At 63.2% G+C, this 12,402-nt stretch carries 11 protein-coding genes and 1 riboswitch; of the genes, 7 read left to right on the top strand and 4 right to left on the bottom strand.

Going from position 1 to position 12,402, the window contains the following annotated elements:
* Positions 1–20: 20 nt before the first annotated feature.
* Both LCM4576_RS17415 and LCM4576_RS17420 read left to right on the top strand, forming a co-directional pair.
* Positions 21–473, top strand: a complete 453-nt coding sequence (locus LCM4576_RS17415) for a hypothetical protein (protein ID WP_131803262.1) — start codon at positions 21–23, stop codon at positions 471–473.
* A gap of 81 nt (positions 474–554) precedes the next feature.
* Positions 555–1,307 (top strand): methyltransferase domain-containing protein, encoded by a 753-nt coding sequence (locus tag LCM4576_RS17420; RefSeq protein ID WP_071033335.1) that lies wholly within the window; start codon positions 555–557, stop codon positions 1,305–1,307.
* Positions 1,308–1,445: 138 nt separating this feature from the next.
* Here LCM4576_RS17420 and LCM4576_RS17425 read toward each other — a convergent pair whose 3' ends face one another.
* Both LCM4576_RS17425 and LCM4576_RS17430 read right to left on the bottom strand, forming a co-directional pair.
* On the bottom strand, positions 1,446–1,796 hold the full coding sequence (locus tag LCM4576_RS17425) for a protamine-2 (modular protein) (RefSeq protein ID WP_071033337.1): 351 nt from the start codon (positions 1,794–1,796) through the stop codon (positions 1,446–1,448).
* A 104-nt stretch (positions 1,797–1,900) separates the two neighbouring features.
* A complete protein-coding gene (locus LCM4576_RS17430) occupies positions 1,901–2,890 on the bottom strand; it encodes a LysR family transcriptional regulator (protein WP_071033339.1) in 990 nt (329 codons plus the stop codon).
* A gap of 293 nt (positions 2,891–3,183) precedes the next feature.
* Between LCM4576_RS17430 and chvE the strand changes: the two genes are divergently transcribed.
* The 4 genes from chvE to araD1 all read left to right on the top strand — a co-directional run bounded on the left by chvE (position 3,184) and on the right by araD1 (position 8,479).
* The gene (gene chvE / locus LCM4576_RS17435) at positions 3,184–4,254 is read left to right on the top strand and encodes a multiple monosaccharide ABC transporter substrate-binding protein (protein WP_040985857.1); all 1,071 of its coding nucleotides are present in this window, start codon (positions 3,184–3,186) and stop codon (positions 4,252–4,254) included.
* A gap of 201 nt (positions 4,255–4,455) precedes the next feature.
* Positions 4,456–5,991 (top strand): multiple monosaccharide ABC transporter ATP-binding protein, encoded by a 1,536-nt coding sequence (mmsA, locus tag LCM4576_RS17440; protein WP_071033499.1) that lies wholly within the window; start codon positions 4,456–4,458, stop codon positions 5,989–5,991.
* Complete coding sequence (gene mmsB, locus LCM4576_RS17445) at positions 5,988–7,280, top strand: multiple monosaccharide ABC transporter permease (protein WP_040985858.1); 1,293 nt, start codon at positions 5,988–5,990, stop codon at positions 7,278–7,280. Before mmsA ends, mmsB begins: the two co-directional genes overlap by 4 nt.
* 203 nt (positions 7,281–7,483) lie before the next feature.
* Positions 7,484–8,479, top strand: a complete 996-nt coding sequence (gene araD1 / locus LCM4576_RS17450; protein WP_071033341.1) for an AraD1 family protein — start codon at positions 7,484–7,486, stop codon at positions 8,477–8,479.
* A gap of 182 nt (positions 8,480–8,661) precedes the next feature.
* Here the strand turns inward: araD1 and LCM4576_RS17455 are convergent, their stop codons facing one another.
* On the bottom strand, positions 8,662–9,756 hold the full coding sequence (locus LCM4576_RS17455) for a 2'-deoxycytidine 5'-triphosphate deaminase (RefSeq protein ID WP_071033342.1): 1,095 nt from the start codon (positions 9,754–9,756) through the stop codon (positions 8,662–8,664).
* 137 nt (positions 9,757–9,893) lie between these two features.
* Positions 9,894–9,971, top strand: a riboswitch (SAM riboswitch).
* A 57-nt stretch (positions 9,972–10,028) separates the two neighbouring features.
* On the opposite strand from LCM4576_RS17455, the gene LCM4576_RS17460 reads away from it, so the two are divergent.
* On the top strand, positions 10,029–11,219 hold the full coding sequence (locus LCM4576_RS17460) for an O-succinylhomoserine sulfhydrylase (RefSeq protein WP_040985861.1): 1,191 nt from the start codon (positions 10,029–10,031) through the stop codon (positions 11,217–11,219).
* Between the two features lie 18 nt (positions 11,220–11,237).
* Here the strand turns inward: LCM4576_RS17460 and LCM4576_RS17465 are convergent, their stop codons facing one another.
* Positions 11,238–12,380 (bottom strand): ceramide glucosyltransferase, encoded by a 1,143-nt coding sequence (locus LCM4576_RS17465; protein ID WP_071033344.1) that lies wholly within the window; start codon positions 12,378–12,380, stop codon positions 11,238–11,240.
* Between the last annotated feature and the right edge of the window lie 22 nt (positions 12,381–12,402).

Consider the following 12,402-nt stretch of genomic DNA (forward strand, 5'->3'; position numbering starts at 1 on the left):
TTCTCGCGAACCGGCCTTCCATGGCCGGTTTTCTGGATCACGATATTTTCCCCACGGCAACGACAAACCCTTTCCGAATGCTGGATCGAGCCGCCGTCGCGGGGTTGGTTCGAAAAGCGCCGGATGAGCGCTGGTACTTGTGGCCGGGCTTCGCCTTTTTCAACTTGGGCCGATTGCCGACAGATCGGCTCAACTTCGGCAGGGATTGGCTCGACGGGTTCGATACTGGAGGTTTGAATTGGCATTGTCTGTACCGAGCACTCGGCAACGAGGATCTGTGCGCGGCCGACTATGAACGGACCGCGGTCGCCGCCGACGTGGCGATGGACGAGGCGCTTTTCGAGCGAATTGACGGTTGGCTTCATGAAAGCCGCTTCACGACCGACATCGACATGGCGCCGGCGCGCCGCCAGCAGTTGCTTGAGCTCAAGCGGCGCAGCATCCTGCATACCTTGATGGCACTGCCCGCATAATTCGGCTGCTCCAGGCGGTCAGGGTAACTGTACTGATCGATCAGTTCACGTTATCGACCAATCAACGGGGGCAGATTTTCGATGCACGAGACATCATTCGTAAAAGCCAAAATATTTTTGCAAACCTATGGAGACGAGTTCGCCCAAACTGGCGTGCGCGTTCTGGAAATCGGCTCAAAATCCTACGATGCCCAAAATACTTATCAGCCGTTATTTCCTCACCCCAGATTTGCTTACACCGGCCTCGATATCGAGCCGGGCAACAACGTGGACATCGTTCCGATGAACACCTTCGTCTGGCCCGAAATCGCGGATTGCTCTTTCGATCTTTGTCTGTCCGCATCCACCTTTGAGCACAATCCGTTCTTTTGGGTCACATTCGCAGAAATCGCGCGCGTAACTAAGCCGGGCGGTCTGGCGCTCATCATCGCGCCGGGGGCAGGCCATGTGCACCGCTATCCGTATGACTGCTGGCGGTTCTATMCGGATTCGTGGGGCGCTCTTTGCTCCCTGACCGGCATGGAACTGGTGGAAAGCTACTTTGAGACMGACAAGATCGCAGCCGCAAACCCTGAAAACTTTTGGCGGGACAGTGCCGTGGTGGCTCGCAAACCAAAGCTTTCAGGGGTGGATCTGGACGCRTTTCATTCCCGCCTCCAGAAAATCGTGTCACTTTTCGTCGACGAGAGGCCACCGTCGCAGATTGCGCCCGAGCGGCACGGCAAATGGGTCGAGGCCTATGAGCACTTCATGCAGCGGAAATACCCCATGACGCTCAGTCGAATGATCAGCAAGGCCATCAGACGACCGAGCAAGATTTACAGGCGCGTCTGATTTGTACCCCTGCTGATCTGGCAAGGCCGAGACCTAGCGCCAAGTGGAGCCGGCAGTGTCTGAGGCCTGCTAACTCTTAGCGCGGGGGTCTTGCGCCGCGGCGCAAGACCCGTTCGGAGCAGCATGGGATTGACGCCGCTACAGCCAGATATTGATCCAGTAGCGCTCGCGCCAGCAACGACGGCGCCAGCGGCCATGACGCCAGACGCGGCGGCAGACATGCCTCCAGCCACGCCGACGGCGACGCCGGCGGTGGCGCCAGCGCCAATGTCCGTAGCCTCCGTGATGGTGACGATGGTGGGAGATCAGTTCCACCTCGGCCTGATCGTCGTCCCCCTCGAACGCAGCCATATCCGGCTTGTCGAGCTCGTCCAGAATTCCGTTGCCGGCCGGAATACCGGCAACAGCCCTGCTGGGTCCGRCCAGGCTTGCCAGTGCCGCCGCCCCCGCAACGCCAAGCATTCCAGTCAGAAACAATCGACGTTCCATCAAAACCTCCCGAGCTGTTGAGCATCGGCGGCTCTTCCCTCACCCGCAACGGGCTCCAGCGAGCGACCGATCGGTTTGAACGTACAAGTAGCATTCTCGTTCCATTACCCCACTTCGCGCAAGATGAAGTCGTGCAACATTTTCGCGGCGGGAGAGAGAACGCGATTCTTGACCGTGATCAGGCTGTAGGGCCGGACCTCGATATCGAACTCGGTCTGGACGACGTCGATGGCGCCGGCCAGCCCGTCGGGGCCCTGGATGAACTTGGCGACCTGGATCGAGACCGGCGCGATCGCATCGGACTGCGCCACCATCACCAGGGTAAGCAGCAGCGAGGAGGTGTTGAGGATCCGGTCGGGCAGCGGAATGTCGCGGTTCAAGAAGTTGCTTTCCATCGCCTGGCGCAGCGGCGAGCCGCCGGACTGGAACACCCAGTCATAGCCCGCCGTCTCCTCCAGCCGCACCGTCCTGCCGCTCGCCAGCGGGTGGCCGCGGCGCACGATGAGACAGGCCTTCTCGACGCCGATGACGCGCGATTCGAAGAGCCGCGGATTGAGGTCGTCGGGGATGCGGGCGATGATGAAGTCGTGGCGCGAAGCGATCAATTCGCGGGCGAGCACGTTCGAGGTCTCGACCTGCATGGTGATCTCGATGCGCGGGTAGATGCGGCGGATCTCGCGGATCGCCGGCACGGCCAGTTCGATTGCCGGCGCCGTCACCGCGCCGAGGAACACCGAGCCGCCCTTGCCRGCCTTGAGCTCGGAAATCTCGCGATCGGCCTCCCGCATCTCGAGCAGAATCGAGCGGGCGCGGCGGGCGAGCGCGTGGCCGTAAGGGGTCAGCGTCACGCCGCGCGGCAGCCGCTCGCACAACTTAACGTCGAGCACCGCCTCCATCTCGGCGATCATGCGCGAGGCGGCCGGCTGGGAGATGTTCATGACCTGGGCGGCGGCGCTCACCCGTCCGTGATCGTCCAGCACGGTGATCATGCGCATGTGGCGGAGGCTGAGGCCGCTGCGCTGCAGCGTCTCGCCGTCTCCCGGCAGTTTCTCGTAACTCACTGAAATCRCACTAGGATCGCGCAATGCCGCCATGGAGTGAAGCCTCTCAGCCGGGTTTCCATCTGCCGTCTAAGCTATACCAGTTTTGATATAGCAACCAGCAAAGATCGCATTTGACAGTTATGTCAAAGGGACCCACCCTTCGTGCGTTCCGAGGCGCAGGGGTCGGCCACGAGCAAATTCGTATCGATTGAAACTGCGTCGCGGAGCCGATTGGGAGGATACCGGAGATCGATAAAGCCGACAGTGGCGCGCCAGCGCACCTGCTCGACTGCGCGGCCCGCGAAGCCCCGAGGTGTCGCGTCCATCAACCAGGGAGAGTAATCGTGAAGATCATCAAGACGCTGGCCGCCGTGGCGGCCCTTGGCATTGCCGCCATGAGCTATTCGGCGCACGCCGCCGACAAGGGTCTCATCGGCGTGCTGATGCCGACCAAGACCTCGCAGCGCTGGATCAACGACGGCGACGCCGTCAAGTCCCAGCTCGAGAAGCTCGGCTACACCGTCGATCTGCAATACGCGCAGGACGACATCCCGAACCAGCTCAGCCAGTTGGAAAACGAAATCACCAAGGGCCCGAAGGCGCTGATCATCGCCTCGATCGACGGCACCACCATGGCCGACGCGCTGCAGAAGGCCAACGACGCGGGCGTCGTCGTCGTCGCCTATGACCGCCTGATCAAAAAGACCCCGAATGTCGACTACTACACCACCTTCGACAATTTCGGCGTCGGCGTGATCCAGGCGAATTCGCTGGTCAAGGGCCTCAAGGAGCGCTTCCCGAACACCAAGCCGTGGAACGTCGAGCTGTTCGGCGGCTCGCCGGACGACAACAACGCCTTCTTCTTCTACAACGGCGCCATGTCGGTCCTGCAGCCGCTGATCGATGACGGCTCGATCAAGATCAAGTCCGGCCAGATGGGCATGGACAAGGTCGGCACGCTGCGCTGGCTCGCCGCCACCGCGCAGGCGCGCATGGACAATCTGCTTTCGGCCAACTACTCGGACGGCAGCCGCGTCGACGGTGTTCTGTCGCCTTATGACGGCCTATCGCGCGGCATCACCGCCTCGCTGCGCGCCGTCGGCTACGGCACGGATGCCCAGCCCTGGCCGATCGTGACCGGCCAGGACGCCGAGACCGCCTCGGTCAAGCTGATCATCTCGGGCGAGCAGTATTCGACGGTGTTCAAGGACACCCGCGAGCTGGCCAAGTCGACCGTGGAACTGGTCGACAAGGTGCTCTCCGGCGGCAAGCCTGAGGGCCTCGACACCAAGACCTACAACAACGACGTCAAGGTCGTTCCCTCGATCCTCCTGACGCCGGTTGAGGTCGACAAGTCGAACTATCAGAAGCTGGTCGTCGACTCCGGCTACATCAAGGCCGAAGAGCTGAAGTAATTCAGTCTTACAGGAAGGGGTCCTGCGCGGCCRCAGGACCCCTTTTCGTTCAGAACCGACCCCGGTATTGTTTTTGCCGATTTCTGCAGCATCACGCGCCGATCCGGAACGCGAAGCCGCCTGCAGTATGTTGATTTTGCGCATGGGCCTTTTCCACAATCGATGCCGATTTGGGAGCCGTGCGCCAGGGAGCAGATCCTGATGGCCTCGACGATTTTGGAGATGCGCGACATCACCAAGACGTTCCCCGGCGTGAAGGCGTTGTCCAACGTCAATCTCAGCGTCGAGGAAGGTGAGATCCACGCCATCGTCGGCGAAAACGGCGCCGGCAAGTCGACCCTGATGAAGGTGCTGTCGGGYGTCTATCCGTCCGGCACGTATGAGGGCCAGATCATCTTCCGCGGCCAGGAATGCAACTTCAAAGGCATCCACGACAGCGAGCATATCGGCATCGTCATCATCCACCAGGAGCTTGCCCTGGTGCCGATGCTGTCGATCACGGAAAACATCTTCCTCGGCAATGAGCATGCCAGCTACGGCGTCATCGACTGGGACGCCAACGAGGCGCGCACGGCCGCCCTACTCAAGAAAGTCGGGCTCAACGAGGACCCCAAGACGCTGATCACAAATATCGGCGTCGGCAAGCAGCAGCTGGTCGAGATCGCCAAGGCGCTCAGCAAGGAAGTGAAGCTCCTGATCCTTGACGAGCCGACGGCATCGCTCAGCGAAAAGGACAGCCAGGCGCTGCTCGACCTGCTGCTCGAGTTCAAGCGCCAGGGCATGACCTCGATCCTGATCTCGCACAAGCTCAACGAGGTGAACCGTGTCGCCGACAAGGTGACGGTGATCCGCGACGGGCRCACCATCGAGACCTTGCCGAGGAAGGACATCTCGGAAGACCGCATCATCACCTCGATGGTCGGCCGTTCCCTCGACGATCGCTACCCTCCGCGCGAGCCGCAGATCGGCGAGGTCATCTTCGAGGTGAAGGACTGGTCGGTCTACCACCCCATCCACGCCGAGCGGCAGGTGATCAAGAACGTCAACCTCAATGTCCGCAAGGGCGAGGTGGTGGGCATTGCCGGGCTGATGGGCGCCGGCCGCACCGAATTCGCGATGAGCCTGTTCGGCCGCTCCTATGGCCGGCATATCACCGGTGAGGTGTCGCTGCACGGCAAGCCGCTCGACCTCTCGTCGGTAAGCAAGGCGGTGGAGAACCGCATCGCCTATGTCACTGAGGACCGCAAGACCTACGGCCTCAACCTCATCGACCACATCAAGCACAATGTGACATTGGCCAACCTTTCCGGCGTCTCCAGCCGCGGCGTCATCGACGACATGCGCGAGATGAGCGTCGCCAACGACTATCGCAAGAAGACCAACATCCGCGCCTCCRGCGTCTATCAGCTGACCGGCAACCTGTCGGGCGGCAACCAGCAGAAGGTCGTGCTGTCGAAATGGCTGTTCGCCGATCCGGAAGTTTTGATCCTCGACGAGCCGACCCGCGGCATTGACGTGGGCGCCAAGTACGAAATCTATACGATCATCGCGCGCCTCGCCGCCGAGGGCAAAGCGATCATCGTCATCTCGTCGGAAATGCCTGAACTGCTCGGCATCACCGATCGCATCTATGTGATGAACGAAGGACGCATCGTCGGCGAAATGGCGGCAAGCGACGCCAGCCAGGAAAAAATCATGCGCGCCATCGTTCGGGGAGAAGGAAAAAAAGCATCATGAGCACAGAAAGCGCTCCCGCACCGCAAAGCGGCACGGCCGAAGACGTCAAGCAGGGTCCGCGCATCGCCGTCTCGGCGCTGACGACGAACCTGCGCGAATACGGCCTGATCATCGCGCTCATCGTCATCATGCTGTTCTTCCAGTACACGACGTCGGGCACGCTGTTCAAACCGGTCAACCTCTCGAATCTGGTGCAGCAGAACTCGTTCATCATCGTGATGGCGCTCGGCATGCTGCTGGTCATCGTCGCCGGCTATATCGACCTCAGCGTGGGATCGGTCGCAGGCTTCATCGGCGCGCTTGCGGCGATGATGATGGTGATCTGGCCGCTCGGCATATTCTCGAATCCGCTGGTGGTGTCGATCGTCTGCCTGATCGTCGGCGCGCTGATCGGCGCGGCGCAAGGATACTGGATCGCCTATCACAAGATACCGAGCTTCATCGTGACGCTGGCCGGCATGCTGATCTTCCGCGGCATCTGCCAGGCGTTGCTTGGCGGCGGCTCCTCGGTCGGCCCGCTGCCGGACAGCTTCAAGGCGCTGAGTTCGGGCTTCATCCCGGACGTCATCGGCCCGCTGACGTTGATCCCGCCGACGGTCAATGCCGCCGGCAAAACCATCGTCGGCAGCGGACTGACGCTGCATATGACGACGATCGTGCTCGGGCTGATCGCGGTGCTTGCCTATGCCTATTTCGGCTTCCGGACGCGGCGCAAGCGCGAGCGTCACGGCTATGAGGCGGAGCCCTTCCCGCTGTTCGTCATCAAGACGCTGGTCGGCAGCGCGCTGGCCCTGTTCCTGGTCTTCCAGTTCGCCAGCTACAGGGGCCTGCCGGTCGTATTGCTGGTGATGGGTGTGCTGATCTCGCTGTTCGTCTTCGTCACCAAGCGCATGACCATCGGCCGCCGCATCTACGCCATGGGCGGYAACGCCAAGGCCGCGCAGCTCTCGGGCATCAACACCGAGAGGCTGACGCTGCTCGTCTTCATCAACATGGGCGTGCTCTCGGCGCTGGGCGGCCTGATCATTGCGGCCCGCCTCGGCCAGGCCGTGCCGGCCGCCGGTCTCGGCAGCGAGCTCGACGTCATCGCTGCCGTCTTCATCGGCGGCGCCTCGGCAATGGGCGGCGTCGGCCAGGTGATCGGCGCCGTGGTCGGCGGCTTCATCATGGGCGTGATGAACAACGGCATGTCGATCATGGGCGTCAATGTCGACTGGCAGCAGGTGGTCAAGGGCCTGGTGCTGCTCGGCGCGGTCATCTTCGACGTCTACAACAAGAACAAGGCTTAAGGGCCGGAAGCGAATTTAAGGAGGCATACGGGTTTCAGATCGCGAAGCTGCCGGCAACCCGTCGGCGTCAAGAAGTCCCGACAAGGACCAGGCTCGCGAGCGCAATCCGGACGAAGAATTTCAACCGTGGCGGGGGTCGCTCCACGCCGCGCCGGGTAAGGCTTGCCGGCAGGCGGCCGACAAAATGAGAGAGGATTCGAAACATGCTGATCTCCCAGATCCTCGACGACGCCGAGACGATCCGCGTCGTCGCCCGCAACGGCGGCGGCAAGACCAGGATCATCAACGGCGCGCGCAGCGTCTATTCGCTGGCGATGGAGGCCGCGCGCACCGGCACAGGGCTCGAAGCGCTGATCGAGCGCAAGGGCTATGGCGAGACGGTCGATCTTGATGCCRCCTATAAGAGAAGCAGGCTGGTCTCGCCGATCAACCATCCGGACCCGGCGCATCTGCACCTCACCGGCACAGGGCTGACGCATCTCGGGTCCGCGGCGACGCGCGATTCCATGCACAAGAAGCTAAGCGCGGGCGGCGAGGAGGAGCTCACCGATTCCATGAAGATGTTCCGCATGGGTCTCGAAGGCGGCAAGCCGGCCAAGGGCCAGGTCGGCGTGCAGCCGGAATGGTTCTACAAGGGCAACGGCACGATGGCGGTGGCGCCCGGCGCGCCGCTGATGTCGCCCGCCTTCRCGCAGGACGGCGGCGAGGAGCCGGAGATCGCCGGCATCTATGTCATCGGCGACGACGGCGCTCCGTTCCGCGTCGGCTTCACGCTGTCGAACGAGTTCTCCGACCACGTCACCGAGCGGGTGAACTATCTGTTCCTTGCCCATTCGAAACTGCGCAATGCCTCGTTCGGCCCCGAGATCCTGATCGGCGACCTGCCGGCCGATATCCGCGGCGCATCGCGCATCTGGCGCGACGGCAAGCTTTTGTGGGAAAAACCGTTCCTGTCGGGCGAAGCGAACATGTCGCACACCATCGCCAATCTCGAGCACCACCACTTCAAATACTCGGCCTTCCGCCAGCCCGGCGACGTGCATGTGCACATGTTCGGCACCGCGACCCTCTCCTTCGCCGACGGCATCCGGACCGAGGCCGGCGATACGTTCGAGATCGAAGCGCCGGATTTCGGCCTGCCGCTGCGCAACCCGCTGGAGATCGAAAAGCCGGTCAAGGTGGCGGTCAAGGCGTTGTGAGACGAGCTACGAGAGCGTGATCTCCCCCCTCGAGGGGGAGATGGCCGGCAGGCCAGAAGGGGTCGTCTCACGTAAAGTGCCAACTCCTTGCGAAGGCGAGCAATAGGTTGGCGCCTCACGCGCGGCGACCCCCTCTGTCGCCTTCGGCGACATCTCCCCCTCGAGGGGGGAGATTGGCGGCCTCACCGCGCTGCTTTGAAATGCTTGGAGAGCTTCAGGCCCTGCGCCTGGTAGTTCGAGCCGAGATCGGTGCCGTAGAGCGCCTGTGGGCGCTTCAGCATATGCTCGTAGACGAGACGGCCGACGATCTGGCCGTGGTCGAGGATGAAAGGCACCTCGTGGCTGCGCACTTCGAGCACGGCGCGGCTGCCGCTGCCGCCGGCGGCGGAATGGCCGAAGCCCGGATCGAAGAAGCCGGCATAGTGGACGCGGAACTCGCCGACCAGCGGATCGAAGGGCGTCATCTCGGCGGCGTAGAGCGGCGGCACATGCACCGCCTCGCGGCTAACCAAGATGTAGAATTCGTCTGGATCGAGCACCAGCTCGCCGGCGCCGCTCTTGTAGATCGGCTCCCAGAAATCGACGACGTCCTGCGCTGCGCGCTTGTCGACGTCGACAAGGCCGGTGTGGTGCTTGCCGCGATAGCCGACGAGGCCATCCTTGTCGCCGTCGAGGTCGATGGAGAGCGCGATGCCGCCGCCGGAAATGTTGGGCGGCTCGGTAGCGACCAGCATCTCGGCGCGGTGGAGGTCGCGCAGCTCGTTCTCCGAGAGCACCGCGTTGCCGATGCGGAAGCGTATCYGCGACAGGCGCGAGCCGGCCCGCACGACGATCGGGAAGGTGCGCGGGCTGACTTCGAGATACAGCGGCCCGTGATAGCCGGCGGCGATTTTGTCGAACTCGTGGCCGYGATCGGTCATCACCCGGGTGAAGATGKCGAGACGCCCGGTCGAGCTCTTGGGATTGGCGGAAGCGGACACATTCGCCGGCAGCGCCAGGCTTTCGAGCAGCGGCACGAWGTAGACGCAGCCGGTCTCCAGCACCGCGCCCCCGGTGAGGTCGATCTCGTGGAGCTTCAGCCGCTCGAGCTTGTCGGCGACCAGATGATCGGGACCGGGCAGGAAGGAGGCGCGCACGCGAAACGCCTTGTCGCCGAGCCTCAGATCAAGGCTGGCCGGCTGGATCTGGTTGGCGTCCAGCGCGCGCGGCGACGTCAGCGCGTTCGCCTCGAAGAGCGCCGCGATGTCCTGATCCGGAAGAATGCCTGTCTGCCGCAAAGGCTGGCTCCGTTGAGGCCGGTCTCTTTGTGGCAGGTTCTTGYCGCAAAACCGCTGGACACTTTTGCGGAACCTGCCTGGTACAAACCTCTTAATGAAGCCGGCAATTGACGCAAGCGCGGCGCTCATTTAAAGGGTCGTTATCCCGTGGTGATTTGGCCGGTCGGCTTGCAGCCACGTTAAACAAGTCGCTAAAGGACCGTCGAGCCGCAAGGCTATATGGACCGGTTGCGACTTTCGCGGCCGGTTTTTTTGTGTCTGGAAGCAGGGCTATGAGCACCAAGAAGCGCAATTGGAAACCTCAGACGGCACTCGTGCATGGCGGAACGCTGCGATCGCAATATGGCGAGACCGCCGAGGCGATGTATCTCACCCAGGGCTATGTCTACGAGACGGCGCAAGCGGCCGAAGCCCGCTTCAAGGGCGAAGAGCCTGGCTTCATCTATTCGCGCTACGCCAACCCGACCGTCGACATGTTCGAAAAGCGCATGTGCGCGCTGGAAGGCGCCGAGGATGCCCGCGCCACCGCGTCCGGCATGGCGGCCGTTTCCGCCGCCCTGCTCTGCAGCGTCAAGGCGGGCGACCATATCGTCGCCGCACGCGCGCTGTTCGGCTCCTGTCGCTGGGTGGTCGAGACGCTGGCGCCGCGCTACGGCATCCAGGCGACGCTGATCGACGGCACCGACATAGCCAATTGGGAAAAGGCGGTAAGGCCGAACACCAAGCTGTTCTTCCTGGAAAGCCCGACCAACCCGACGCTGGAGGTGGTCGACATTGCCGCGGTCGCCAAGCTCGCCAATTCGATCGGCGCGCGAGTCATCGTCGACAATGTCTTCGCCACGCCGCTGCAGCAGAAGCCGTTGCAGCTCGGCGCGCATATCGTGGTCTATTCGGCGACCAAGCACATAGACGGCCAGGGCCGCTGTCTCGGCGGCGTCATCCTGTCCGACAAGAAGTGGATCGACGAGAACCTGCACGACTATTTCCGCCACACCGGCCCGAGCCTGTCGCCCTTCAACGCCTGGACCCTGCTGAAAGGCCTGGAGACGCTGCCGCTGCGCGTGCGCCAGCAGACCGAGAGCGCCGGCAAGATCGCCGATTTCCTCGCCGGCCGCCCGGAGATCGCCCGCCTCATCTATCCGGGCCGCGCCGATCATCCGCAGGCGGATGTCGTGAAGAAGCAGATGTCTGGCGGCTCGACGCTGATCTGCCTCGACGTCAAGGGCGGCAAGCAGGCGGCCTTCGCCTTCCAGAACGCGCTCGACATCGTGCTGATCTCCAACAATCTCGGCGACGCCAAGAGCCTGATCACCCATCCCGCAACCACGACGCACAAGAACCTGAGCGACGAGGCCCGCGCCGAACTCGGCATCGGGCCCGGCACGCTCAGGCTCTCCGTCGGTCTGGAGGACACCGACGATCTGCTGACCGACATCGAAGAGGCGCTGAAAGCGGCCAAATAGGAAGCCGCGACCCAAATTTCAGGCGAGCTCTTCCAGCTCGGTCATGGCCTTGGTGCGGATGGTCATGGCATTGCCGCGCCATTCGACGGCGCCGCCGAACCAGGCGCGCGCCCAGATGGCGGGCAGCAGGACGTCGCGCACGATCATCGCGGTGACGCTGCGCGGCGACAGGTACCAACTCTTGGCAGAGGCCAGCAGGCACTCCGGCAGATAAGCGATCGCCAGCACGCACAAGGCCGTTGTGGGCAGGCTGATGCCGGCCCCTGCGGCGGCAATCAGCGCCAGCAGCAGCGGCGTCGCCGCGCCGGTCAGGATCTCCGGCGCAAAGAAGAGCGGGAACGTCACCCGGCGTAGCCGCGCCCAGCGCGTCTGCCGCGACCAGATCTCGGYGAAGCTGCGCTGGCCGAGCGGCTGCTCGAAAGGCGAGGCGACGAGATTGACGCGCAAGCCCAGGCTGTTGACCAGCTTGGTGGCGRCCGCGTCCTCGGCGATCTCGGCGGCCAAAGCCTGGATGCCGCCATTGGTGTCCAGCATCGGCTTGTTCCACAACATGCTCTTGCCTTGGGCGAAGCCGAGGCCGAGCGCCTCGCCGGCATATTGCCAGCGCGCCTGCAGCGTGTTGAGGAAGGCGCACTCGACTTCGGCCCAAAAACCGTCCGGCCGCGAGCCGATCGGCGTCGAGCAGACAAGGCCGGTGTCCGGCCGCCAGGCCGCCATCAGGTGCTGCACATAGTCCTTCGGCATCAAGACGTTGGAATCGGCGAGGATCACCCAATCGTGCCGCGCCGCCCGCCAGCCCTTGACGCAGTTGTTGAGCTTGGGATTGGCGCTGACGCGGTCGTCGCCGATCAGGAGCCGCGCCGGAACCTTGGGGTGGCGCACGATCGCCGCATCGATGAGCCTCACCACCGGGTCCTCGGCATGCGCGACRCAGAAGATCAGCTCATAGCCCGGCCAGTCGAGCGAGAAGGCGCGCTCCAGGGTCTCCTGCGTGAACGGCTCGACGCCGCGCGACGGCACGATGATCGAGACCGGCTGCGGGCCGTCAGGCGCCRCAATGACATGGCGCCGTTTCAGCCGCGAGGAGGCGAGCAGAATGYTGGCGARATTKGACAGAAGAAGGGCTGACGAAGCCAGGCCGGCTGCGATAGTCAGTTCCATCGAGATCTGGTCACTCTATCTC

It is taken from the genome of Mesorhizobium sp. LCM 4576 (assembly GCF_001854815.1).
In the GTDB taxonomy this organism is placed as follows: Bacteria; Pseudomonadota; Alphaproteobacteria; order Rhizobiales; family Rhizobiaceae; genus Mesorhizobium; species Mesorhizobium plurifarium.

What these genes read in the sequence shown, in the direction of transcription:
- LCM4576_RS17460 (WP_040985861.1), top strand. Translation starts at nt 10,029, where the DNA reads ATGAGCACCAAGAAGCGCAATTGGAAACCTCAGACGGCACTCGTGCAT.
- LCM4576_RS17415 (WP_131803262.1), top strand. Translation starts at nt 21, where the DNA reads ATGGCCGGTTTTCTGGATCACGATATTTTCCCCACGGCAACGACAAAC.